Here is a 24275-nt window from a genome sequence, read left to right on the forward strand (position 1 = left end):
TTAACTATAAAAGAAGGATCAATGAAAGATTTCAAATACAAATACATTTTAATACTACTACTATTCACTTCAATTTTGGGTTATACACAGCAAGACCCTCATTTTAGCTTATATAGATACAATATGAATATAATTACTCCTGCATATGCTGGTTCGAATGAGCATCTTGAAGCAGTTTTCTCAGTACGAAGTCAATGGATTGGAGTACAAGATGCTCCACAAACATTTAACTTTAATGTAAATTCTCCTATAGGTAAAAACGTTGGTGTTGGATTAACAATTGTAAATGATCGGGTTTTTGTATTAGATGAAACACATGTATATGCAGATTTTTCATATAAACTTAAAATAGCAGATAAATTAGACCTATATTCTGGTATAAAAGCAGGCGGATCTTTCTTAAAAATAGATCTCAATAAAGTCGGTATCACCGATGATCCATTATTTAGTGAAAATGTAAATACGTTTAACCCCAATGTTGGAGTAGGCTTTTACCTTAAAGGAGAAAAATATTATGTAACCCTTTCTGCTCCTGGAATCCTATCAAATGACAGGTTTGAAAAAGATGGTGTTAATCCAGTATCTGCTAGTGATGATCAGCAGTTTTTCTTAGGCGGAGGCTATACTTTTAATCTTACTAACGATTTTAAATTACAACCTTCTGTATTAACCAGAGCAGTAACAGGAGTTCCTCTTACTATTGACATGACCGCTTCTGCCTGGTATAAAGAAAGAATAGAACTAGGTACAAACTATAGAATAGACGAAAGTGTTACTATATTTTTAACCACCACTTTTATTGATAAAGCATTACAATTTGGATATGCTTATGAACATACTACAGCGGACACAGGATCCTTTAATAATGGAAGTCATGAAGTAATGCTAAAAGTTAGTTTGAACTAAAACAAATACTCCCAAGTCTTTATTGTTTAAAGAAATCAAAACAATATAATCATCGATCTAAATTCTCTTAAGTTTTAAAAGCTTTATGAGGATTTATAAGTACCCGGAAATCAAAAGTCATTTTATCAAAAATTACATCCCAGTTCTAATAGCTTCAACAGGATCTAGTTTTGAAGCAGATATCGCTGGTAAAATCCCAGCAACTAAACCAATCATGGTAGAAGAAAACATTCCCCAAAACACATTGGAGCCAGAAAGAATAAATTCAAAATCACCTGTAAATTGAGATGCAAAAATAGAAATCAACCACACTAACACAAGTCCTATTAAACCACCAAAAATAGCTAAAATAACAGCTTCAAATAAAAACTGAAATAGTATAAATCTTCTCTTAGCACCAAGTGCTTTTTGAATCCCTATAAGATTGGTACGTTCTTTTACACTCACAAACATAATATTCGCAATTCCAAACCCACCAACCAATAATGAAAACATACCTATAAAACCTCCAATCTGGGACATTGTACCGGTGATATTATCTATAAAATCAGTAAATCCCTGTAGTTGATTTACAAAAAAGTTATCGATCTCATCAGGTTTCAATCCACGATATGTCCTCATTTTTTGTTTTAACCCTGCAACAAATTCGGGAACATCAATACCAGACTCTGGCTTAATAATAATTGCGGGGAAAGCAGATTTATTATTATCTCCATAGACTCTTCTTACCAAGTTGACCGGGAGAATAACCATAGTATCTTTACTATTCCCAAAAAGTCCCATTCCTTCTTTTTTTAGCACTCCGATTATAGTTATTTTTCTTCCGTATAGACGTACTTTCTTACCAATAGGATCTCCAGAACCAAATAAATTATTAGCAATTTCGTCTCCTATAACTGCCACAGGAGCACCAGATGCAGATTCTTGTTCATTATAAAATCTTCCTTTCACCACCTGCAATTCTTCTATTTCATAATAGTCACTTGTAACGGGTACAATTTCTACATTGCTAACATTATTATCTTCATATTTTACGGTCTCAGGAGCAACATTTAAAATAAAACTAGCTGCTTTCATGTCAGGTAAAGACCTATTTATATATTGATATTCTTCGAATGTTACATCAGGAAATTGTTCTCGTTTCCACTGCGGTATATCTGTTGGACCAAATGAGAAACGCATAAGGTAAATTGTACTATTATCCAGAGAGCTAATACTTCCTTTTATTTCCTGCTTCAAAGAATCTACTGCTGCTAACACTCCTATTATAGAAAATATCCCAATAGTTACACCCAACAACGAAAGAAATGTGCGTAACTTATTGTTTATAAGCGCACTAATAGCAAAATTAAAACTTTCTTTTAGTACTCTAAGGTAGATTAACATGCTCTATTTTTTGAACTAGATTTTAAATTATTTAAAGATAGGACGTTTTCCTTATATTTTTGTTACAATTTCTTTCAAACAATTACACATAATTGGTTGTCTAATTGATTACTAAATTGCTACTTTTGCGTTTTACTAACTAAATTTTCTCATGAGCAACACAAAAACTGCTAAATCTGCTTTGATTTCTGTATTCAGTAAAGATGGATTAGCACCTATCGTAAAAAAATTAGATGAACTTAATATTACCATTTATTCTACTGGTGGAACAGAAAAATTCATTAGAGATTTAGGAGTTAATGTTATACCTGTCGAGGATGTTACTTCGTACCCTTCTATTCTTGGGGGGAGAGTTAAAACGCTTCATCCAAAAGTTTTTGGAGGAATCCTTAATCGTCAAAATAACGATAGTGATGTTGCAGAACTGGAACAATATGAGATTCCTCAAATTGATATTGTTATCGTAGACTTATATCCTTTTGAAAAGACCGTAGCTTCTGGAGCTCCAGAACAAGATATTATTGAGAAAATAGATATTGGAGGAATTTCTCTAATTAGAGCAGCTGCCAAAAATTTTGCTGATGTTACTTGTGTTGCTTCTGTTGATGATTATTCAGAATTTTTGTCTGTTATTTCAGAAGGAAACGGAAATATTTCTATAGAAGATCGTAAACGTTTTGCTGCCAAAGCTTTTAATGTATCTTCTCACTATGACTCTGCAATATTTAATTATTTTAATAGTGATCATGAAATAGCTTCTCTTAAAATAAGTGAAACCAAAGGAAAAGTATTACGATATGGTGAAAACCCACATCAAAAAGGATTTTTCTTTGGGGATTTTGAAGCTATGTTCGACAAAGTACATGGTAAAGAATTATCGTATAACAACTTACTTGATGTAGACGCTGCAGTAAATCTAATGAATGAATTCAAAAATGACGCACCTACATTTGCAATATTAAAACATAATAATGCCTGTGGTTTAGCACAAAGAGAAACTATTCTTCAAGCTTATATTGATGCATTAGCAGGCGATCCTGTTTCTGCTTTTGGAGGAATCCTAATTAGTAATACCGAAATCGATAAAAACACTGCTGACGAAATTCATAAACTTTTCTGTGAAGTGGTGATCGCTCCTTCTTTTAGTGATGAAGCTATAGAAATACTTAAAGGAAAGAAAAATAGGATCATTTTAGTACAAAAAGAAATCGATTTACCAAAAATGCAAGTACGATCTTGCCTTAATGGTGCTTTGCTTCAAGACAAGGATCTTAAAACGGATGCCAAATCAGATTTGAGTACTGTAACTAAGACCGCTCCTACTTCTGATCAAATCGAAGATCTTCTTTTTGCCTCAAAAATCTGTAAACATACTAAATCAAATACTATAGTTTTTACTAAGGGTAAACAATTATTAGCAAGCGGAACAGGACAAACTTCTAGAGTTGATGCACTTAAGCAATCTATAGAAAAAGCAAAATCATTTAATTTTGATCTTAATGGTGCGGTAATGGCTAGTGATGCATTTTTCCCATTCCCTGATTGTGTAGAGATAGCAGACCATGCAGGCATAAAAGCTGTGATTCAACCAGGTGGTTCTATAAAGGATCAATTGAGCATTGAATACTGTGATCAAAACGGAATTGCAATGGTTATGACCGGAACACGCCATTTTAAACATTAATTTTATTACATTTACTGAATTTTAACCCCTTTTTTTGACTTTTTATGGGATTTTTTGACTTCTTTACCGAAGAGATCGCGATAGATTTAGGTACCGCTAACACATTAGTAATTCATAATGACAAAGTCGTAGTGGATAGTCCCTCTATTGTAGCCAGAGATATTATGAATGGTAAAATCATTGCTGCTGGAAAAGAGGCGGCTATGATGCAAGGAAAAACTCATGAGAATATCAAAACTATCCGACCATTAAAAGATGGAGTAATCGCAGATTTTGATGCCAGTGAGAAAATGATAAGTATGTTTATCAAAGATATCCCGGCATTAAAGAAAAAACTCTTTGCTCCTGCTCTGCGTATGGTAATCTGTATTCCTTCTGGGATTACTGAAGTAGAAATGCGAGCCGTAAAAGAAAGTGCAGAACGCGTAAATGGTAAAGAAGTATATCTTATTCATGAACCTATGGCTGCCGCAATTGGTATAGGAGTTGACATTATGCAACCTAAAGGAAATATGATTGTAGATATAGGAGGAGGTACAACAGAAATTGCTGTTATTGCTCTAGGAGGAATTGTTTGTGATAAATCTGTAAAGATTGCAGGGGATGTATTTACTAATGATATTATATATTACATGCGTACACAACATAATTTATATGTTGGGGAACGTACTGCTGAAAAAATAAAAATACAAATTGGTGCTGCTACAGAAGATCTTGAGTTACCACCAGAAGAAATGAATGTCCAAGGACGTGATCTACTTACAGGAAAGCCAAAACAAGTTCAAATTTCTTTTAGAGAAATGGCTAAGGCACTAGATAAATCTATTTTACGAATCGAAGATGCAGTAATGGAAACTTTATCACAAACACCGCCAGAACTTGCAGCAGACATATACAATACAGGAATATATCTTGCCGGAGGAGGTTCTATGCTTCGAGGGCTGGATAAACGTTTATCACAAAAAACTGATTTACCTGTTTATATAGCAGAAGACCCATTAAGAGCAGTTGTAAGAGGAACAGGAATTACACTTAAAAATCTAAACAGGTATAAAAGTGTACTTATCAAATAGTATTTTTAAAAAAATATGACCTGAAATATACCTAAATTTCTGATTTTACGTTATCCTGCTTTAATATTTATTAAGTAAAGGCAAAAGCCACTTATAACAGTACGTTTAACTAAAGAGATTATCACACGCTAAAGTATGCAGCAGATTATTAATTTTTTAATAAAGAATAAACATTCTCTGCTATTTCTTTTGTTATTATTTTTATCCTTAGTCCTGACAATTCAATCTCATTCTTATCACAAAAGTAAGTTCGTAAGCTCTACGAATTTTTTAAGTGGAGGGTTATATGGCTGGCAACATTCGATAACGAATTATTTTGGACTAAAACAGGAAAACAAAAGATTACTAGAAGAAAATGAATGGCTACATAACCAGCTTAGTGCATTAGGTGTAGATTCTATTGTAAAACGAGAGATAGATACAATATCATTTGATAAACCTTATACGTATACCAAAGCCAGAGTAATCAAAAATGATTATAGTAAGATTGATAATTATATTCTTATTGATAAAGGAGAAAAAGATAGCATTTTTCCTGATATGGGAATAATAACAGATAAAGGTATCATAGGGATTGTAGAAAATACTTCAAAAAACTATAGTAGAGTCATCTCTATTCTTAATAGTAATTCCCGAATTAATGCTGGCTTAAAAAAATCTAATCAATATGGTTCTTTAACCTGGAATGGAAAAGACCCAAATATTGTACAATTAGAGACTATTCCGAGGCAAGCTATTTTTAAAGAAGGAGATACTATTATTACACATGGTCGTTCGACCATTTTCCCTAAAGGAATCGGAATTGGAACAATTTCAAACTACAAGTTAAATCAAAACAAAAGCTACTATTTAATCGATGTTAAACTATTTAATGACATGAGTAATATTGGTTTTGTATATGCCATAAAAAGTAGAGATATAGAAGAAATTAAAAGTTTAGAAAACTAAATTTATGAATAGGGATACACTATTACATATTGTGAGGTTTATAGTTTTAGTTTTGGTTCAGGTAACGATTCTAAACCATATTAATTTCTTAGGGTTCCTTAACCCTTATATTTATATTATTTTCATACTCCTTGCTCCTATAAACATCAACAAAAGTCTTTTCCTCGTTATAAGTTTCATATTAGGGTTAATCATAGATATGTTTGGAGATTCTGGAGGTGTACATGCAGCCGCTTGCCTTGTCATTGCATTTTTTAGACCAGTAGCATTGCGATCTGTTTTTGGGCTTAGTTACGAGTTCCAAACAGTAAAACTAAGTCAAGTTGGATTCGGAGAACGATTTGCCTATGTGATCCTGATGGTTTTAACACATCATATTGTACTTTTTTCATTAGAAATTTTTAACTTCTCTCACATACTATTGATCGTAAAAAAAACGTTATTCTCTAGTTTATTCACAATAGTGATTACCATGCTAGTTCTGGTGTTGTTTAGAAGAAATGATTCATGAGAAAGTTATTACTATACCTTATAATTGTAACTACCGGTGTTGTATTTATTGCAAGGCTTTTTTACTTGCAGATTTATAATACTTCGTTTGCTTCATTATCAGAAGATAATGCAATTAAAGTAATTTACGATTACCCTCAAAGAGGAGCAATCTATGACAGAAACGGAAGATTACTTGTAACTAACCAACCATCATATGATGTAATGGTTATACCAAGAGAGTTAAAACCTTTTGACACATTAGAGTTTTGTTCTATTCTTAATATCAGTAAAGACAAGCTTATAAAAAGTCTTAGAAAAGCAAGAGTTTATTCTCCAAGGGTACCCTCAATAATTGTCCCGCAATTAACAAAAGATGAATATGCTTATCTGCAGGAAAAAATGCGGAAATTTGAAGGTTTTTATATTCAAAAACGTTCATTGCGAGATTACCAAACCGAAGATGCTGCAAATGTATTGGGTTATATAGGAGAGGTGAATGAAGCATTGATTCAGAAAAACCCTTATTATCTCTCAGGTGATCTTATAGGTATTGATGGTGTAGAAAAACAGTATGAAAATTATCTTAGAGGAGTTAAAGGAGTAAAGCGTATCCAAAAAGATAGGTTCAACAGAGATATGGGAGCTTACAAAGAAGGAAAATTTGATACCTTACCCGTAAACGGAAAAGACCTTACGGTTACTCTTGACACAAAACTTCAGGCATATGGGCGCTTGCTTATGAAAAATAAACGAGGAGGTATTGTGGCTCTCGAACCATCGACAGGAGAAATATTAGCTCTTGTTACAGCTCCAAGTTATAAACCCGAACTACTTGTAGGAAGAAAAAGATCTCCAAATTTTACTAAATTAGTGTATGACACTATTGCCATTCCATTATTTGATAGAGGACTAAAAGCAGAATATCCACCTGGTTCACCATTCAAAACCATAAATGCATTAATAGGATTACAGGAAGATGTAATTGACACTAGAGAAAGTGTTTCTTGCAGAATGGGATATTATTATGGAAAAAGAGGTCAAAAACTAGGGTGTCATTCTCACAGGAGCCCTTTAAGCATGATTCCCGGAATTTCAAATTCTTGTAATGCTTATTTTGCTACAGTGTATAGAAGAATTATCGAAAAATACGATACCCCGCAGGAAGGTATGGATAATTGGAAAAAACATGTACAAAGTTTTGGGTTAGGAAATTATCTGGGGAACGATTTACCAGCAGGGAGACCCGGTAAAGTACCTTCTTCTGAATATTATAATAAAATCTATCAATATCCAACTTATAAATGGTATGCTTCAGCAACATTATCTAATGCCATAGGACAGGGAGAAGTATTAGCAACCCCAATCCAGTTAGCTAATATGACTGCTGCAATTGCCAATAGAGGTTATTATTTTACACCTCACATTATAAAGGCAATAGATGGTAAACCCATAGAAAATGAAAACTATACTGTACCAAAAATTACAACAATTGACAAAGAGCATTTTGAACCTGTAATTGAAGGAATGTATCAAGTATATACTCAAGGTACTGCAAGTTCTTTACAAGTAGAAGGAATAGAAATTTGTGGAAAAACTGGTACTGCCGAAAATTTTACCAAAATAGACGGAAAGAAAACACAACTTACAGATCACTCTGTATTTATTGCATTCGCCCCTAAAAACAATCCTAAAATTGCAATTGCAGTCTTTGTAGAGAATGGATATTGGGGTGCTAGATATGCAGGAAAAATAGCTTCTTTAATGATAGAACAACATATAAATGGTAGTATTACCAGAACTGATTTAGAAAAATGGCTTCTCACTCATAGTCTCGAAGAGGAATATGCAAAACCTTATAGTGGCGAACCTTTTAAAATTAATCAATAATGGCAAAATCCAGTGTAGCTGCAATAGATTGGATAACGGTCCTATTATTTTTACTTCTAGTTGGGTTTGGATGGGGAAATATCTATTCTGCATCTTATGAAAATGAAGCGTTCTCTTTTACAGATTTTTCTGAAGTATATGTAAAACAAGGATATTGGATTTTACTTAGTATAGTTTTGATTGTTATTACTCAAGCGGTAGAAGTAAAATTTTATGAACGATTCGCAGGATTAATTTATGTAATATCCTTGCTCTCTCTTTTAGGTCTTTTTGTACTCGGTAAAAACATAAACGGCGCTACATCCTGGTATGCTTTTGGACCAGTTGGATTACAGCCTTCAGAATTTGCAAAGTCATGTACTGCTTTGGCATTAGCCAAATACCTAAGTGACATGCAAACCAATATTAATCTACTTGGACACCAGGTAAGAGCATTTTTGATTATAGCAATACCCGCTGTAATTATTATACCTCAACCTGATCCCGGAAGTGCATTAATATACGCTGCCTTTTTCTTTCCTTTATACAGAGAAGGGTTAGCTGCAATATATCTTATTGTAGGAGCTTCTGCTGCCGCATTATTCATTCTAACTCTGCTTTTTAATCCTATTTGGGTAGTGCTTGCTATCGCCACAGTTATGCTATTGATATTAATTAAAAATAGAAAACAAAAACCCAAATACTCAAGGTACCTCCTTACAATTATCGTAGTAACTGGCTTCTGTTTTTCTGTAAACTATATTTTCAATAATGTATTCGAACAACGACATAGAGATCGATTTAATATTGTATTAGGTAAGGAAGTAGATACAAAAGGAATTGGATATAACACCAACCAAAGTGAAATCGCAATAGGTAGTGGTGGCTGGGTTGGCAAAGGATGGAAAGAAGGAACGCAAACCAAAGGTGGTTTTGTACCAGAACAACATACAGATTATATATTTAGCACGGTTGGAGAAGAATGGGGTTTCCTTGGTGCAACTTTGGTTATCATTTTGTTTATCTCATTATTAATTAGACTTATTCATTTAGCAGAAAGGCAAAAAACACAATTTAGCCGTGTGTATGGCTATAGTGTTATTGGCATCTTATTTATTCACTTTGCTATTAATGTTGGTATGGTTACAGGACTAATGCCAACCATTGGAATTCCCCTTCCATTTTTTAGCTATGGAGGATCTGGATTATGGGGGTTCACCATTTTACTTTTTATTTTTATTAAACTAGACTCCAATAGAGTTAATGAGTGGTAACTAAAATTTCCAACCTTTTGTACCCGAAGAAGCTTCTAATTGATTTTCTATTTTATCATCTAACTGTGGAAAAAAATCTATTCCGGTTAGCTTTTCGATTTTATCAACCGGTACAACAAATTGCTTCAAAGATGCATTAGACTTCTTGTGAGGCATTAAAAAAGCAATCATTTTGGAGTTTTTTGCATTTTCCTTTAATATAACTTTGTAAAAATATCTTGGTACAGATACAGCTTCATAACCAATATCATCCAGATCATCAGATAATACTCCTCCAGTAACCACGTAGATTCCATCATATAATTGCGCCCAGTATCTAGTTTTTTGTTCTAATGCATTCCATATACCGCTATTAAATTCACGATTCTGTGGACTCACATTTGAAGTAAAAAATGTTTCCTCAAAAGCTTCATAAGTAAATCTCCTGTCTCCTGCGGGGCATAAGTGCCCTCTTTCATAGCCAGATTTTTTATAATTACGCCAATCTGCAGAAGATGATCTCACTTTTTTATCCTGTTTGAAATATGGTCGTTTAAAATTGTTATCTGACAAATGTTCTTTTTTTAATTCGTAAGCAACCCACTCTGCCTGTTCGTGCTTTTCAGAATACGATAATGAATAGTGATCATGAGTTATTATAGCCCCTGTAGTAGATGTCGGTAAATAAAAAAAACCATACTCAGATACACCATCTCCATTTTGTTCTGTCGTATACTCTCCTTCATACTGCTCGACGTAGTAAAATCCAATAGTAACAATAATAATTAATATAGGGTAAAGATATTTTCTTTTCAATGTTTTATTTTTTAAGAAGACAAAAATAGTAAAATGATTATGTCATGTCTTTTAATTACTTCTAAAAGTAGATTACACAATTACAATCAATACTATATTTATCTATTTTCCATAATATTAAAAGAATATTTCTTTTTTTATTGAAAACTTTAACACTAATGTTCTTCTTTTTTAATTAAGTCATAAAAAAACCAATTCAACCCTGATTTACAGATAGATAACCCAACGAATCAACCCTAAAATTATCCAAATTACGGATATACCATTGTATTTTTGAGCTATATACATATTGACATACCGTTTTTAAAGTTTTATTTTAGTGAAGTTAACTTTTGGAGGTCAACACCCAACAGAAATTAAATTATACCTAAATCAAACAGTTACCATTTCTAGTAATCAGATAACCTTCAGTAAATTAATTTTTTACAGTTCTTAAACAAATCATTTTTAAAAAGTCTATGAAAAATAATATCGAAAAAATTGTTGAAACCGTTTTGGTTCAAAATCGAATAGGCAACTATGAAAAAAAAGACTTAGAACTTCAGTTACAAATACACCCTAATTACCCAAGTTTTCAATCGATTACTGATACTCTAGATTATTTTGATATCGATAATATTGCGGTAGAAGTTCCTATAGATGCTTTGGATCAACTACCAAAAAGTTTTGTAACTCTGGTTAAAACGGCAGAATCTTCTGAAGAAATTGTCACTGCTATTAAAAAGAATCAAAATATAGAAATTAAGCACAGTAGCTTAAAGAAAAAGAAATTTACTCTTGAAGAATTTAAAGAAATTTGGATTCCCAAGGTTATTGCTGTAGAATACAATTCAAAACAAAGTCTTTTATCCAATGGGTCGTTTCTTCAGAATCTTCTTGCAATAACATTAATCGCCGGTTTAGTTTTATTAGCTATCAGTAGAGTCTGGACAATTGATCAAATTCTTTTTCTGATTGTATCTCTTGTAGGTGTGACCTTTAGTTTTTTTGCACTTCGCGAAAGTTTAGGTATTCAATCTCAAACCATTCATCAGTTTTGTACTTCTGTTGGGAACACAAATTGTGGAGATGTCATAAATAATAACAGTGGTAAGCTCTTCAAGAATTTTTCACTTGCTGATGCTGGTATTGTATTTTTTAGCTCACTTACACTATATCAAATTTTTTATGGTTTCACCAGTGTATTGCTTATTCCTGCACTTGCAGGAATTCCATTTGTATTATATTCTATCTATTCTCAAGCTTTTATTATAAAAAAATGGTGTGCAATATGCCTTGCTATGGTAGCTGTTTCTATTGGATTAACAATAATAGCATTACGAAGCCTTCAGTTTGATATTGATATTTCTCAAATCTCAGGGTTTTTAATTGTTACTACATTATTTACTTCAATTTATTTATTTGCAAAGGAAAAAATGGTGGAAAACAAGACTTTTAAAGGTGACAATTTAAAGTTAAATCACTTCAAAAGAGATAGTCAGATTTTTAACCACTTACTCAGTCTTTCAGAAAAAATAGAAGATAATTCGACTATAGAAAACGAAATCGTATTAGGTAATCCAAATGCTCCATTTAAAATCATTAGTCTTACCAACCCTATGTGTGGATATTGTAAAGATGCGTTCGAAGCTTACACTCGTACTTTAAAGGCTATGGGAGATCAATTGCAGATCATTATTCGTTTAAATGTAAAAACTGATGATCTAGAAAATAAAGCAACGCAAATAGCCTTGATTCTTTTTGACATCTATCAAAACAAAGGAGCTGATGAATTTATAATAGCATACAACAATTGGTTTGCCGACAGAACACATAGCAAATGGATAAAAAAATATGGTCTTCCTGCAAAGAATCCAGGCTATATATCAGTTTTAGACAAACAATCAGAATGGGCAGAAAAAAACAACCTTTACTATACTCCCGCTTCACTAATAAATGACACAATTTATCCTAAAAAGTATAGCTATTCAGAGTTTTTTCATTTTATGAATATTATGATCGAAAATCATAATGATGTTATCGAAAACCAAGAACCTGTTGAAATTTAATATTTAATGTAGTGTATTCAATATAGTTTAACTTAAAATCAATATAATATGTTACCAAAAATTTTGAGATTAAAAAATGTTAGACAACTTAATAAAAACCAACAACGTACCATTAAAGGAGGATTCACCCTTCCTGGATCAGATGATTGTGGATGTATTGTAATGGGGCCCAGAGGTTTCTTAGAAATTATAGCTGTATCATGCAGTAGTACTTGCCCAGACGGGACCGATCCCATTGGAGGATTAGGTTTTTGACCAAAACCAAATAAGATATTGTAAGATGAACCATAGCATGTCATTTTGAATATGATGATGATTGAATTTTGATAAATATGTTAATTCTTAAAACCTAAAATTATGAAAAGAATCAAAAAATTACATGGAGCCAAAGTGCTTTCAAAAAAAGATCAAAGTACTATTATTGGCAATGGTCTTGTTATCTGCTTGGTATTCTGCCCTACATATTGTGTATGTATAGGTGATCGATGTGAATATCGCGATGGAAGAAATTGCTCTGCTCTATAAAATTATTAGTTGAATCATAATCTTAAAACCAAAAACAGATGCTAAAGAAAATTTTAAATTTAACAGATACCAAGAAAATTGAAAAAAAAGATCAAAAATCAATTTCTGGAGGCCGGATTCCTACATTAAACAAATGTTATCCAAGTAGTGATCCAGAATGTTGTGGAACTGCTCAGTGGCAATGTGGTATTGGACCTCACAGTGGTGGGTTATTCAACGGTTATTCTTGTGACTGTTTTTAGAACTAAATTAAAATTAAAAAAGTCCAACTCTTATTCTTATTAAAGTTGGACTTTTTTTATAGTTAACGACGGTGTACTTTAGAGAATAGCTTCAAGCCAGCAAGGTATACTAGATCTTACAGGTTTTGTATCAGTTATTGTAGGACAACTTTTAGTGAACTCTTCTCCTCCCTTAATTGATGACATGTTATTTAATTTTGTTACCCTAAATTTTTCAATTCCTAATTTTGATTTTTTCATGTTGAGTTCTTTTTATAATTATATCATTTTAAAAGTACATAATTATTAAAAATGATAGATTACAAAAATCCAAAAGACTCTACGTTTTCAGGAATTCGTATCAAAAAACAACTACATTTCTTCATTAGTCATTTCTCCTATTTTCTTAACAAAATAAGAAGGATGAATTCCTGTGCTTTTATAAAAAGCTTTAGAAAAAGCCTGAGTAGTATTAAACCCAACTTCTGAACCTATTGCTTTAACAGTGTAATTTCTAAATTTCCGATCCAATTTGAGTTTCTCTACAACACAATTGATTCTTAAATCATTAATATAATTGCTAAAGTTTTTATTTTTATATGTATTTATAATCTTGGATAGATATTTAGAATTGGTATCAAACTGTTTTGACAGGTCATTAATAGTAATGCTTGGATTCAAAAACGCATCACTATTTTCAAATTGCTCCAATCGTTGTAAGACATCATTAACAATATCACTAGATATGCCAATAGCTCCCGAATTTGCTGTAGTTTTCTCAGAATTATGTTCAATTTTCGAATTCATTACTTCATTAAATCGACGCTTTAATGTTTTTTGTCTTCTATAATAATAGATCAATCCCAATAGACTTAATCCCAAAAGTATTGAAACCAACATTAACTGATTAGAGACTTTTACATTCTTATTCTCTAATCCAGATATTACTCTTTCTTTTTCTTTTAACAACTTAGGTGTATCATATTCTCTTGCTAGCTTTTTACTTAGATATTTATAATTACTATTTAATATACTATCAACTTTTAGAAGTCTTTCAATATATAATAACTGATTTTTATCATCATTTTTAGATTTATAATAATTAATCAAAAACTCATAAGTTTCCCTAGATTTAGGATGAATATCGTTTGTGATATTAAATAAAGAATCTACTTTCTTAAAATTTACTATTGCACTGTCTATTTCTTCTTTCTCTAATAATGTTTTTGCATAATAATAGTAAGCCAATATTAAGTTCGGCCTATCTATTTTCATTCTAAAGTTTTTAATAACTTTAGAAATACTATCATATGAAACATCATATTTTTTTAGGTAATATTTATTAATCCCTTCATTTAATACAAAATCATAGTATTTTACATTATTTCCTGAAAACAGTGATTCTTCTATCCCTAATCTATTATAAAACGTGGCTGAATCATTCTTACCAACTTTAACATAACCATCTGCTAACGAAAGTAAAGTGATTAAATAATTGTTATTATCTTTTTCTTTAAAATTTCTTTCATTAGCATACATCCAACTTTTTTTAAAAATTTCAAGAGCTTCTTGATATTCTCCTACTCTACTTTTTAATAAACCTATACTGTATTCCGTTATATAATTAAGTCTAGGCAAACTATCTACATATAGTTTGGCTGTTAAAAAATTATCCAAAGATTTATCAAATTCTCTCTTTTCATAAAAATAAACACCTTTGTTTAAGAAACTCATTCCCAAAAATCTAGAGTTATTTACCTTCTTAGAAATCTTAATTATACTATCAGAATAAGAAAGCACATTTTCATTATTCTCGTTAATAGTTGACAAAAAGAAAAAGCCATTTAAGATTTGAATTGTGTCTCTTTCTTTTTTGCCTTTTTTCAAGATAGCTATAGCATAAGAAGTAGACTTAATAGAATCTTGTATATTCTTTATTAGTGAATTTTGAAGTTGTTTGTATGTTTTATTACTTAAAGAATCTGACTCAACTTCTTTTTGAATTTCTTGTTTGGCATAAGACTGTAATCCAAAACACAATACAGCGATTATAATGGTAATCTCTTGTTTCATAAGTTAATCTTACATTGAATTTGAACTAGTAAACATGAATTAAAAAACCAACCTAGCTTATAGTCCTGAATTTGTGCAATTGTATAGAATATAAATATAATATTTTTTGATGTTAGGCTTCTTCAAAAAACAAAAATTACACCTTCATTATAAGCCAGAGTTTTATCACATAATATACTCATACGGATTCGCGGAATTCATAGTACGTTTTCATGAATCCTTATTTACTTCTCTTGTTTGACCCATATCTGCTCATCTATATTTGAGTTGAAAAATTAATCTAAAAACAAAATTTTATCATTATGAAAAATTCAAGTTTAGAAAGCCTTAGGTCTTTTGAAATGTCAAGAAGTGTAGCAATAACTGTAAATGGAGGCGGTCCTAGAAGAAAATGTATTAGAACTGCTAGGTTAAACGGAAACCAATTTTTAATACCACTTTGTAAAGAGTTACCAAAAGGAAATTACTAATTTCCGAAAAGTTCGTAATTAAAATCTTCTGGAGAATTATATCAAAGTATGCATTCAGAAGGTTTTTTTATTAACCATAATTACGCCCGCTAATAATGGATTTCAATACATCTAGACTACACTCTATGTGATAGATTAAAAATATTAGCCCTTTTCAGGATCATCTTAAACCTTAATTTTTCACATCCAAGGCATCCCTAAGTGCATTTCCTATTAACATAAAGGCCATCACCAAACTCATAATGCCTAACCCTGGTATAATAGCGAGATAAGCTTTACCTAAAATAATATAAGAATAATGATCCTTGATCATAGCACCCCAACTCGGCATTGGAGGCTGAGCTCCTATCCCCAAGAAACTGAGTCCGCTCTCGATAAGTATTGCGCCTGCAAAGTTAGCTGCAGAAATCACAATTACAGGAGCTAAACTATTAGGTAATATATGTCGCGTTATGATTCTAAAGTTTGTAAATCCAAGCGCTTTGGCCGCTGTTACATACTGCATTTGTTTTACACCTAATACCTGTCCTCTAACTACACGAGCTACTTCTACCCACATGGTTAAACCAACAGCAATAAAAACTTGCCAAAATCCTTTTCCTAATGCCAAAGTAATAGCGATTACAAGTAGCAAAGTGGGAATTGACCAAGTAACATTTATCAACCACATAATCATAGCATCTATTTTACCTCCAAAATAACCAGCAATTGCTCCAAGTGATATTCCTAAAATCAAAGAAATCAATACCGCAACAAAACCTATTGAAAACGAAATACGAATACCGATCAACATTCTACTTAATAAATCTCTCCCGTATTTGTCGGTACCTAATATAAACCTTTGGTCTGCAATATATTCTTTAACTATTTCTTCTTGTGTCAAGTCTTCTGGAAAACGCTCTAATTTGATGTCTTTTGATAATTCTATCACTTCTCCTTCACTATATGGAGAAATCTTTAATACATCATCTTCAAAACTATATCGTTCTATAGGGAGCTCTGTATCTGAGTTTTTTTCTCCAAAAAAAACTTTATCCAAAAATGATTGATCAGAGACATCCTGAGAAGGAATAGTAAGCATTTTAACCTTAAACCCTGGAGGTTTTGAATGAATCGATAAGTGCATCTGATTAGCATATTGCGAATCATCAGGAGCAAAAACATAAGCAAAGACAGCTATAATAGCACAAAAAACAATAAAGTAAAAACTCAAAACGCCCCAAAAATTCTTTTTGAATTTCTGGAGCGCTAGTGTACTTAAAGAGTTTGACTTTGCTTTGGGCATTAATACATTAATTCTTTACCGTAAGTGGGTTTTTAGATCTTCTAATATTATTGATCTTTAAATCCTCAAGTACGCTAATTGCCTCTTCTACATAAACATCTTTACTAAGGCTCTGATGCCATCTTTTTCTCTTCTCTGCCAAAACAGAATCTGCACTCATTAGATTCTTTTCATAAGGTAAAGATTCAAAAGTAAGATTAGTTTTATAATCATTTATTTTATCAAACCGTTCTGCTTGTTTCTCATTAAGAGCTATGTTTAATTTATACTTACTGTATTGTAAAGAATAATTGTTTATATCTCTTTTTTGACTCACCCATTTTGCGTTTTCGTCTATCAACTTTAATTGATCATTCTTTGACATACGTTCTTTACTATTATTGATCGTTTGATCAAAATCAATATAGCCATCCCAAATTGAGTAATCAGCTGCTGCTATTTTATCCCAAGGAAGTGGATTCTCCTGATCTTTTTCACCAATATCAATATAACTATAACGATCTGGAACTACTACATCACTTTTTACTCCCTCTAGTTGCGTTGATCCTCCATTAACTCTATAAAATTTCTGAGTAGTAAGTTTTAACGCTCCAAGATCTCCAAAATCATTGCTTCGCATCCAACGGTTAAGATCCATTACATTTTGAACAGTTCCTTTACCATAAGTTTGCTTACTCCCAATAATAATGGCTCTTTTATAGTCCTGCATTGCTGCTGCCAAAATCTCTGAAGCAGAAGCTGACAATTCATTTACCAAAATTACTAATGGACCATCCCAAAGAATATTCCTATCCTTATCACTTAACACTTCTGGAGATTCTCCTTTTGTTCGTACTTGAACTATTGGTCCTTTTTCTATAAATAAACCTGCAATATCGACAACAGTCTGTAATGACCCTCCCCCATTATCACGCAAATCAATCACCAAACCATCCATGTCTTGTTCTTTAAGACGGATAATCTCTTGTTTTACATCTTTGGCAGCATTACGTTGATTATAATCTTGCATATTAAAATAGAACTTAGGAAGATTAACAATTCCATAAGTTTTATCATTTTTCTTTACTACAGATGATTTTGCATAGGTCTCTTCCAGTTCTACAACATCTCTAACAATATCTATAATTTCAGTAGTACCGTCTACTTTCTTTACTGTTAATGTTACTTTTGTTCCTTTAGGTCCTTTTATTAGACTAACTGCATCATCAAGGCGCATTCCAACAATGCTTACTGGCTCTTCTTCTTCTTCCTGCTTTACTTTCATAATAAGATCTCCCACTTCAACTTCATTACCTCTCCATGCCGGACCTCCAGAAATAATTTCTACAATCTTAACATTATCATTTTTTTTCTGAAGTCTTGCTCCTATACCTTCTAATTTTCCAGACATCGCGATATCGAACCTATCTTTATCTTGAGGAGCAAAATAAAACGTATGCGGATCAAATTCTTCTACAATAGAATTTATGTAAATAGAAAACCAATCTTTTCTTTCCAGGTCATCAGCAAACTCAAAATATTCCTTCAAAGAAGTTTTGGTAATTTCTCGAGCCTCACTTTCTAAAACAATAGATGTTTTACGATTGTAATCACTGTTTTTGGTAACAGAATCTATTTGTTCTTCTACTTTATCATAATAGCTGGATAACGCATTAAATTTAAGTTGCAGCCTCCATCGATCTTTCATTTGATCTTTAGTTTCTACATAAGGTAGATTTTCATAATCTGTATTGATTTCTTCATCTTTTTCAAAATTGAAAGGATGTTCCAAAATCTCCTTATGCAATCTTCTTGCATCAGCCATTCTGTCTTGCAAACGATCATATGTCAGATTAAAGAAAGTAATTTCCTTATTTCTAATTTCATCATCAATCAATTTTTCATATTTCTTAAACTCTTCAATATCACTCTTAAAGAAATAACGCTTTAAAGGATCTAAAGCATCAATATAATCAGTGAAGACTTCTTTAGAAAAATCATCATTTATATCTTTTGCATCATAATGCCCTTTACCTAAGACATAACTTATTAAATCAATTAGTAATTTGTCTTTATCCGGATCGTTTTCAACCTTAGAAGTAAAACTACAAGAAGCCGCCGAAACGATTACGGTAAGCATCAAAATCAAAAAACTCTTTTTCATACGCTCATTTAATTTAGGGATTCAAGGCAAAATACATTAAAAATCGTGCCAATAACTCGTAATATTACTAAATTTTTCTTAAATGAACTAATATTATTTCTCTCTCTTCAATCCCTTACTGTTTCATTGATTTATCCATATCAATTTTATAAGGATTAAATCAAATTTGTTAATTCTCATTTTATGCACCCCGAACTTTACTAAACTATCTTATTTCATATAAAAAAGTGTATTTTTACCAGTACAAAAAAGACCTTTTCTATGACTCAAAAAAGACCCTTGATCTTAGTAACTAATGATGATGGAATTAATGCCCCAGGGATACGAGCATTAATACAAGTGATGAATGAAATTGGAGAGGTGGTCGTTGTCGCACCGGATAGTCCACAAAGTGGAATGGGGCATGCCATTACTATAAACAGCACCTTATATTGTGATCCTGTTATTGTTAATAAAAATTCACCACAAAAAGAATATAGCTGTTCTGGAACTCCAGTAGATTGTGTAAAAATGGCAGCTCGCCAAATTCTTGATAGAAAACCAGACTTATGTGTCAGTGGTATTAATCATGGTTCAAACTCTGCTATTAATGTCATTTATTCTGGGACAATGAGTGCTGCTGTTGAAGCTGGTATCGAAGGGATTCCTGCTATTGGTTTTTCTTTACTTAACTATGCAATGGATGCCGATTTTGAACCTTCAAAGAAATATGTAAAAACTATTGTAGAAAATGTACTCAAAAATGGGTTACCAAAAGGGGTAGTCCTTAATGTTAATATTCCTAAATTATCCAAAAACGAAATAAAAGGAATCAAAATATGTCGACAAGCAAATGCACATTGGGTTGAAGAATTTGACAAGAGAACAAATCCTATGGGACGCGAATACTACTGGCTTTCTGGTAAATTTATTAATGAAGACGAAGGTGAAGATACCGACGAATGGGCACTAGGACAAGGATATGTTTCTGTAGTACCTACACAATTTGACCTTACAGCGCATCAATTTATAAAAGAACTAAACAATTGGCCATTACATGATTAAAAAAGAAATTCTTATCGGTGTTCTTACCGGTTTATTTGCTAATAGTATAGGGTTTATCTTATGTGTATTTATTTTTTCTGCATTAAGCGCCCAAACATTATCATTTTCTGAAACTATAAAAGCTTCACTACAAAATGACTCCTTTGGAAGTTTGATTGTTCTTGGAGCAATCCCAAACCTGGTTCTTTTCTTTCTATTTTTAAGAAAAAACAGAATATATCGATCTCGTGGCGTGCTTCTTGCTACACTTATTGCAGCTATTTGTATTGCAATTAGTAAATTTGGTTAATCTTAAAAAAACACAATAACAATTTACATAAGACCTAATGCATATTAACCCATTACATCTGATCATTAAAAAAGAAAAAATATAACCAGATGAAATACTATATTATAGCAGGAGAAGCATCTGGCGACTTACACGGTGCAAATCTCATGAAATCTATTCTTAAAGAAGACCCAAAAGCAGTATTTAGGTTTTGGGGTGGTGATCTCATGCAGGCTGTTGGCGGATCAATGGTAAAGCATTACAGAGATCTTGCATTTATGGGTTTTATAGAAGTTCTTCTTAACTTATTTACTATCCTAAAAAACATAAAACTTTGCAAAAGAGATATTCTCGAATATCAACCAGATGTCATTGTTTTTATTGACTATCCCGGTTTCAATTTACGAATTGCAGAATGGGCAAAAGAAAAAGGGTTTAGAACACACTATTATATTTCTCCTCAGATATGGGCATGGAAAGAAGGTAGGATAAAAAGCATCAAAAGATGTGTGGATATGATGTATGTAATTCTTCCTTTTGAAAAATCTTTTTATGAAGACAAACACGAATTTCCCGTCCAATTTGTAGGACACCCATTGATTGATGCAATTGCAGATCACAAACAAATCCTACCCGAAGTTTTTAAAAAGAAGCATAACTTAGATGATCGACCAATCATTGCTATATTGCCGGGAAGCAGAAAGCAAGAAATTAGAAAAATGCTTGAAGTAATGCTAACTGTGGTAGATGATTTTCCTGATCATCAATTTGTAATTGCCGGAGCTCCCAGTCAGGATGCATCTTTCTATTCTCCTTTTATTAAACAACAAGGAGTTCATCTTATCATGAATCAAACTTATGATCTGTTAAGTTTAAGTAATGCCGCTTTGGTGACCTCGGGAACAGCTACCCTGGAGACTGCTTTGTTTAAAGTACCTGAAGTGGTGTGCTATAAAGGAAGTTATATTTCATATCAAATTGCAAAACGAGTAATTAACTTAGATTATATATCTTTAGTAAATCTCATTATGGATAAACCTGTAGTAACAGAACTTATACAGGATGATTTTAACACTAAACGTCTAAAAGAAGAGCTTAGCATCATTATTGATGATTATAAAAGAGCTGTTATGTTTTTAGATTATTATGATTTGGAAAAGAAACTTGGAGGAAGAGGTGCAAATGACAAAACCGCCAAGTTAATTGTCGAGTCTATACAATAAAACACCCCAAATGAAAAAGACATTCTACTACCTACTAGTTTGCTTAAGTTTTATACTGTATTCTTGCGGAAGTTCATCTGGAAGAAGTTCATCAAAAAACAAAGTTGTTATCTCTGGAAAAACAAAAAGTACTTCCAAAACCAGAACAACTAGTAATCCAAATGAAAAAACAAAAAACACTTCTAAAACCAGAGTAACCGGAAGTTCCAGCAATAAGAAGATTAAAAGCATTATTAAACATGCCAAAACCTTTAGCGGAACCCGTTATAAATATGGGGGAACTACAAAAAAAGGGATGGATTGTTCTGGTCTAGTATATACTTCTTTTAAAAAAGAAAACGTTGTCCTCCCCAGAACTTCAAGAACTATGGCAACGCAAGGTAAAGCCGTTTCGTTAAAAAAAGTTGTTGTTGGAGATTTATTGTTTTTTAAAACCAACAAAAGAAAAAATGTAATATCTCATGTTGGATTAGTTGTTGAAACTAAAGGAGCTATTAAATTTATTCATGCTTCTACTTCGAGAGGTGTTATTATATCAAGTCTGGATGAAAAATACTGGAACAAGTCTTTTGCCTGGGCAAGAAGGGTATTATAAATAAAAATAAATCTAAAATGAGTTTAGATGCTCTAATTCGTGGTTTATAAGCCATTGTTTTCTTTCTATGCCGTCTCCATAACCCATTAACTTTCCGTCTTTACCAATCACTCGATGACAAGGAATAAGTATGGAAATCTTATTAAAACCATTTGCTAATGCTACTGCTCTAATTGCTTTTGGATAATCAATTTTATTCGCTTGTTGCTGATAGGTAACTGTTTCTCCGTATGGGATATGTTTTAAAGTATCCCAAACTAAATTTTGAAAACTAGTTCCCGGAGTATGAAGTTGTACTTCAAAGCATTTTCGACTTCCGTCAAAATATTGGGTAATCTCATTCTTTGCTTGTTTTATATGCTTGTTTTCTCCAAGAATAATCTTAGCATCCAGTCGTTTTTGCAAATCTTTGAATTCCGTTTCCAACATTTTTCTATCTACAAACTCTAGTAAGCAAACTCCTTTATCTGTTGCGCAAATAAACATAGGTCCCAGAGGTGTTGTTAATCTGTCAATCAAAATTATATTTTTGTTCATACTCTTCTGAGGAGAATCACCTAAGAGTTTTTTAAATGTATACCCAAACCCACTTAATGACTCATAACCCGTATCAAAAGCAGTAGCTGTGGTGTTTTTGCCATTTTTTAATTCTTGGAAAGCATTATTGATACGATACATTCTTTGATAAGCATGAAAAGTCATTCCATAATTTTTGTTGAACCATCTACGAACTATTTCAGGACTAATCTGATGTTGGCGAAGAACAAAATCTGTTACTTTTTCTTTTGGATTGTTTTTCACCATTTTAATCGCAGCTTCCACTTGTTGTGGAGCTTTAGAAGTATTTTCTGTTGGTTTACAAATTTTACAAGGTCTATACCCATGGTCTAAGGCTTCCTTAAACGTAGTATAGAACTCCACATTTTCCCGTTTAGGTTTTCTTGCTCGACAAGTGGCAATGCAAAAAACCAATGTTGTTTTTACCCCGACATAAAATATTCCCACAAAACTTTGTTCTCTATTTAATAGGGCTTTATAAAAAATATCTATTTTTTTCTTTTCTGTAATCAACATATTAAAAAATGGATTTAAAGGATTTTTGAGCTTTTATCAAAGCTATCATCTTTTCATAATTTGTATACATTTCATCAAATAGGAAATTCCCCATACTTATACGCTTCACTCCCAGCATTTTTAAAGTTTCAAAATCTGAAAGATTAGGCATACACATAACATTAACAGGCAATCTCGTGCTCCTTACTATGTTAGATACATCCTCTTCCTTTTCTATACAAGGTATAAAAATTCCATCTGCCCCAGCATCCTCATAAAGCTGAATTCTTTTCTTAGTTTCCTCTATTGTATTGGGGCATTTTAATAAAAATGTATCTGTTCTAATATTCAAAAACACCGATATATTATCCTTTTTTAGTCTTTTTTTGATTTCTAATATAACTCTGGAAAACTGACTTGCATCTACTAATTTTCGGTTTTTAAGCACAACGCTATCTTCAAGATTCACTCCTACTACACCAATAGTATACAATTGCTTTATATGCTCTGCAATTTCTACAGGATTTTGGCTATACCCAGATTCTAAATCTACTGACAAAGGCAGTACCGTATGTGCTTTTATTTGTTTTACGATACGCTCTAGTTCTAAAAAACTCATCTCTTCTCCATCACTGTATCCTAATATTGCTGCCATAGCGGCGCTAGAGGTTCCTATCGCTTCAAACTTCATTTTTTCGGCACTCTTTGCACTTGGCACATCCCAAACATTACACATTAGTAAAGGGTTATTTTGTTTATGCATTTCTTCAAAACTCATCACTTTTATTTTTAATCAAAGTACTGAAGTTGAAATTAAACCTACAACCGAAAAATGAACATGTATTTTTTTATTTGCATTAGAAATCTATAAATAAAATATTTCAGTTCCAAAAAATGAAACTG

Annotated in this window: 24 protein-coding genes; 16 read left to right on the plus strand and 8 right to left on the minus strand. The window is 32.1% G+C overall.

Annotated features, from left to right (window positions below; all coding sequences use genetic code 11):
- Nucleotides 1-21: 21 nt before the first annotated feature.
- Nucleotides 22-906, plus strand: a complete 885-nt coding sequence (locus tag DK442_RS09960; protein WP_160114109.1) for a type IX secretion system membrane protein PorP/SprF — start codon at nt 22-24, stop codon at nt 904-906.
- A 132-nt stretch (nt 907-1038) separates the two neighbouring features.
- On the opposite strand, the gene DK442_RS09965 is transcribed toward DK442_RS09960, so the two are convergent.
- Nucleotides 1039-2292, minus strand: coding sequence for an ABC transporter permease (locus tag DK442_RS09965; protein ID WP_109435713.1), 1254 nt, complete (start codon nt 2290-2292; stop codon nt 1039-1041).
- Nucleotides 2293-2443: 151 nt separating this feature from the next.
- Between DK442_RS09965 and purH the strand changes: the two genes are divergently transcribed.
- From purH to rodA, 6 genes are all read left to right on the plus strand, one after another.
- Nucleotides 2444-3976, plus strand: a complete 1533-nt coding sequence (gene purH, locus DK442_RS09970) for a bifunctional phosphoribosylaminoimidazolecarboxamide formyltransferase/IMP cyclohydrolase (protein WP_109435714.1) — start codon at nt 2444-2446, stop codon at nt 3974-3976.
- A gap of 44 nt (nt 3977-4020) precedes the next feature.
- Nucleotides 4021-5049: a rod shape-determining protein gene (locus tag DK442_RS09975; RefSeq protein ID WP_109435715.1), complete on the plus strand. Its 1029-nt coding sequence runs from the start codon at nt 4021-4023 to the stop codon at nt 5047-5049.
- Nucleotides 5050-5184: 135 nt separating this feature from the next.
- Nucleotides 5185-5997, plus strand: a complete 813-nt coding sequence (mreC, locus tag DK442_RS09980) for a rod shape-determining protein MreC (RefSeq protein ID WP_109435716.1) — start codon at nt 5185-5187, stop codon at nt 5995-5997.
- 4 nt (nt 5998-6001) lie between these two features.
- On the plus strand, nt 6002-6508 hold the full coding sequence (gene mreD / locus DK442_RS09985; protein ID WP_109435717.1) for a rod shape-determining protein MreD: 507 nt from the start codon (nt 6002-6004) through the stop codon (nt 6506-6508).
- The gene (gene mrdA / locus DK442_RS09990; protein WP_109435718.1) at nt 6505-8376 is read left to right on the plus strand and encodes a penicillin-binding protein 2; all 1872 of its coding nucleotides are present in this window, start codon (nt 6505-6507) and stop codon (nt 8374-8376) included. Before mreD ends, mrdA begins: the two co-directional genes overlap by 4 nt.
- Complete coding sequence (gene rodA / locus DK442_RS09995) at nt 8376-9629, plus strand: rod shape-determining protein RodA (RefSeq protein ID WP_109435719.1); 1254 nt, start codon at nt 8376-8378, stop codon at nt 9627-9629. Before mrdA ends, rodA begins: the two co-directional genes overlap by 1 nt.
- Here rodA and DK442_RS10000 read toward each other — a convergent pair whose 3' ends face one another.
- Entirely contained in the window at nt 9630-10424 is a 795-nt protein-coding gene (locus tag DK442_RS10000) for a DNA/RNA non-specific endonuclease (protein ID WP_109435720.1), read from the minus strand. It abuts the gene before it with no gap.
- A gap of 458 nt (nt 10425-10882) precedes the next feature.
- Between DK442_RS10000 and DK442_RS10005 the strand changes: the two genes are divergently transcribed.
- The 4 genes from DK442_RS10005 to DK442_RS10015 all read left to right on the plus strand — a co-directional run bounded on the left by DK442_RS10005 (nt 10883) and on the right by DK442_RS10015 (nt 13239).
- On the plus strand, nt 10883-12472 hold the full coding sequence (locus DK442_RS10005) for a vitamin K epoxide reductase family protein (RefSeq protein ID WP_109435721.1): 1590 nt from the start codon (nt 10883-10885) through the stop codon (nt 12470-12472).
- A gap of 48 nt (nt 12473-12520) precedes the next feature.
- The gene (locus DK442_RS10010; RefSeq protein WP_109435722.1) at nt 12521-12727 is read left to right on the plus strand and encodes a hypothetical protein; all 207 of its coding nucleotides are present in this window, start codon (nt 12521-12523) and stop codon (nt 12725-12727) included.
- 102 nt (nt 12728-12829) lie between these two features.
- On the plus strand, nt 12830-12997 hold the full coding sequence (locus tag DK442_RS28160; protein ID WP_160114110.1) for a hypothetical protein: 168 nt from the start codon (nt 12830-12832) through the stop codon (nt 12995-12997).
- 38 nt (nt 12998-13035) lie between these two features.
- Complete coding sequence (locus DK442_RS10015) at nt 13036-13239, plus strand: hypothetical protein (RefSeq protein WP_109435723.1); 204 nt, start codon at nt 13036-13038, stop codon at nt 13237-13239.
- Between the two features lie 78 nt (nt 13240-13317).
- Here the strand turns inward: DK442_RS10015 and DK442_RS28165 are convergent, their stop codons facing one another.
- Together DK442_RS28165 and DK442_RS10020 are read right to left on the minus strand one after the other, a co-directional pair.
- Nucleotides 13318-13479 (minus strand): hypothetical protein, encoded by a 162-nt coding sequence (locus tag DK442_RS28165; protein WP_160114111.1) that lies wholly within the window; start codon nt 13477-13479, stop codon nt 13318-13320.
- A 111-nt stretch (nt 13480-13590) separates the two neighbouring features.
- On the minus strand, nt 13591-15291 hold the full coding sequence (locus DK442_RS10020) for an AraC family transcriptional regulator (protein ID WP_109435724.1): 1701 nt from the start codon (nt 15289-15291) through the stop codon (nt 13591-13593).
- Nucleotides 15292-15593: 302 nt separating this feature from the next.
- On the opposite strand from DK442_RS10020, the gene DK442_RS28170 reads away from it, so the two are divergent.
- On the plus strand, nt 15594-15761 hold the full coding sequence (locus tag DK442_RS28170; protein WP_160114112.1) for a hypothetical protein: 168 nt from the start codon (nt 15594-15596) through the stop codon (nt 15759-15761).
- 172 nt (nt 15762-15933) lie between these two features.
- Here DK442_RS28170 and DK442_RS10025 read toward each other — a convergent pair whose 3' ends face one another.
- Both DK442_RS10025 and DK442_RS10030 read right to left on the minus strand, forming a co-directional pair.
- Entirely contained in the window at nt 15934-17046 is a 1113-nt protein-coding gene (locus tag DK442_RS10025; protein ID WP_109435725.1) for an ABC transporter permease, read from the minus strand.
- Between the two features lie 7 nt (nt 17047-17053).
- Nucleotides 17054-19189, minus strand: a complete 2136-nt coding sequence (locus tag DK442_RS10030) for a carboxy terminal-processing peptidase (RefSeq protein WP_109435726.1) — start codon at nt 19187-19189, stop codon at nt 17054-17056.
- 261 nt (nt 19190-19450) lie between these two features.
- On the opposite strand from DK442_RS10030, the gene surE reads away from it, so the two are divergent.
- From surE to DK442_RS10050, 4 genes are all read left to right on the plus strand, one after another.
- Nucleotides 19451-20233, plus strand: coding sequence for a 5'/3'-nucleotidase SurE (surE, locus tag DK442_RS10035; RefSeq protein WP_109435727.1), 783 nt, complete (start codon nt 19451-19453; stop codon nt 20231-20233).
- Entirely contained in the window at nt 20226-20522 is a 297-nt protein-coding gene (locus DK442_RS10040) for a hypothetical protein (protein ID WP_109435728.1), read from the plus strand. The genes surE and DK442_RS10040 overlap by 8 nt, the downstream gene beginning before the upstream one ends.
- 89 nt (nt 20523-20611) lie before the next feature.
- Complete coding sequence (gene lpxB, locus DK442_RS10045) at nt 20612-21724, plus strand: lipid-A-disaccharide synthase (protein WP_109435729.1); 1113 nt, start codon at nt 20612-20614, stop codon at nt 21722-21724.
- A 10-nt stretch (nt 21725-21734) separates the two neighbouring features.
- Nucleotides 21735-22319 carry a C40 family peptidase gene (locus DK442_RS10050; protein WP_109435730.1) on the plus strand — a complete coding sequence of 195 codons (585 nt, stop codon included), beginning with the start codon at nt 21735-21737 and terminating at the stop codon, nt 22317-22319.
- 12 nt (nt 22320-22331) lie between these two features.
- Here the strand turns inward: DK442_RS10050 and DK442_RS10055 are convergent, their stop codons facing one another.
- Nucleotides 22332-23393: a bifunctional transcriptional activator/DNA repair enzyme AdaA gene (locus DK442_RS10055; protein ID WP_109435731.1), complete on the minus strand. Its 1062-nt coding sequence runs from the start codon at nt 23391-23393 to the stop codon at nt 22332-22334.
- A 1-nt stretch (nt 23394) separates the two neighbouring features.
- Entirely contained in the window at nt 23395-24150 is a 756-nt protein-coding gene (locus DK442_RS10060) for an isocitrate lyase/phosphoenolpyruvate mutase family protein (RefSeq protein ID WP_109435732.1), read from the minus strand.
- Nucleotides 24151-24275 lie beyond the last annotated feature (125 nt).

Source organism: Aquimarina sp. AU119, assembly GCF_900312735.1.
In the GTDB taxonomy this organism is placed as follows: Bacteria; Bacteroidota; Bacteroidia; order Flavobacteriales; family Flavobacteriaceae; genus Aquimarina; species Aquimarina algiphila.

What these genes read in the sequence shown, in the direction of transcription:
- DK442_RS10040 (WP_109435728.1), top strand. Translation starts at nt 20,226, where the DNA reads ATGATTAAAAAAGAAATTCTTATCGGTGTTCTTACCGGTTTATTTGCT.
- rodA (WP_109435719.1), top strand. Translation starts at nt 8,376, where the DNA reads ATGGCAAAATCCAGTGTAGCTGCAATAGATTGGATAACGGTCCTATTA.
- purH (WP_109435714.1), top strand. Translation starts at nt 2,444, where the DNA reads ATGAGCAACACAAAAACTGCTAAATCTGCTTTGATTTCTGTATTCAGT.
- DK442_RS10050 (WP_109435730.1), top strand. Translation starts at nt 21,735, where the DNA reads ATGAAAAAGACATTCTACTACCTACTAGTTTGCTTAAGTTTTATACTG.
- DK442_RS09965 (WP_109435713.1), bottom strand. Translation starts at nt 2,292, where the DNA reads ATGTTAATCTACCTTAGAGTACTAAAAGAAAGTTTTAATTTTGCTATT.
- DK442_RS28170 (WP_160114112.1), top strand. Translation starts at nt 15,594, where the DNA reads ATGAAAAATTCAAGTTTAGAAAGCCTTAGGTCTTTTGAAATGTCAAGA.
- DK442_RS10005 (WP_109435721.1), top strand. Translation starts at nt 10,883, where the DNA reads ATGAAAAATAATATCGAAAAAATTGTTGAAACCGTTTTGGTTCAAAAT.
- lpxB (WP_109435729.1), top strand. Translation starts at nt 20,612, where the DNA reads ATGAAATACTATATTATAGCAGGAGAAGCATCTGGCGACTTACACGGT.
- DK442_RS09975 (WP_109435715.1), top strand. Translation starts at nt 4,021, where the DNA reads ATGGGATTTTTTGACTTCTTTACCGAAGAGATCGCGATAGATTTAGGT.
- DK442_RS10055 (WP_109435731.1), bottom strand. Translation starts at nt 23,393, where the DNA reads ATGTTGATTACAGAAAAGAAAAAAATAGATATTTTTTATAAAGCCCTA.
- DK442_RS10030 (WP_109435726.1), bottom strand. Translation starts at nt 19,189, where the DNA reads ATGAAAAAGAGTTTTTTGATTTTGATGCTTACCGTAATCGTTTCGGCG.
- DK442_RS10015 (WP_109435723.1), top strand. Translation starts at nt 13,036, where the DNA reads ATGCTAAAGAAAATTTTAAATTTAACAGATACCAAGAAAATTGAAAAA.
- DK442_RS28165 (WP_160114111.1), bottom strand. Translation starts at nt 13,479, where the DNA reads ATGAAAAAATCAAAATTAGGAATTGAAAAATTTAGGGTAACAAAATTA.
- mreD (WP_109435717.1), top strand. Translation starts at nt 6,002, where the DNA reads ATGAATAGGGATACACTATTACATATTGTGAGGTTTATAGTTTTAGTT.
- DK442_RS09960 (WP_160114109.1), top strand. Translation starts at nt 22, where the DNA reads ATGAAAGATTTCAAATACAAATACATTTTAATACTACTACTATTCACT.
- mreC (WP_109435716.1), top strand. Translation starts at nt 5,185, where the DNA reads ATGCAGCAGATTATTAATTTTTTAATAAAGAATAAACATTCTCTGCTA.
- DK442_RS28160 (WP_160114110.1), top strand. Translation starts at nt 12,830, where the DNA reads ATGAAAAGAATCAAAAAATTACATGGAGCCAAAGTGCTTTCAAAAAAA.
- DK442_RS10060 (WP_109435732.1), bottom strand. Translation starts at nt 24,150, where the DNA reads ATGAGTTTTGAAGAAATGCATAAACAAAATAACCCTTTACTAATGTGT.
- mrdA (WP_109435718.1), top strand. Translation starts at nt 6,505, where the DNA reads ATGAGAAAGTTATTACTATACCTTATAATTGTAACTACCGGTGTTGTA.
- DK442_RS10025 (WP_109435725.1), bottom strand. Translation starts at nt 17,046, where the DNA reads ATGCCCAAAGCAAAGTCAAACTCTTTAAGTACACTAGCGCTCCAGAAA.
- DK442_RS10020 (WP_109435724.1), bottom strand. Translation starts at nt 15,291, where the DNA reads ATGAAACAAGAGATTACCATTATAATCGCTGTATTGTGTTTTGGATTA.
- surE (WP_109435727.1), top strand. Translation starts at nt 19,451, where the DNA reads ATGACTCAAAAAAGACCCTTGATCTTAGTAACTAATGATGATGGAATT.
- DK442_RS10010 (WP_109435722.1), top strand. Translation starts at nt 12,521, where the DNA reads ATGTTACCAAAAATTTTGAGATTAAAAAATGTTAGACAACTTAATAAA.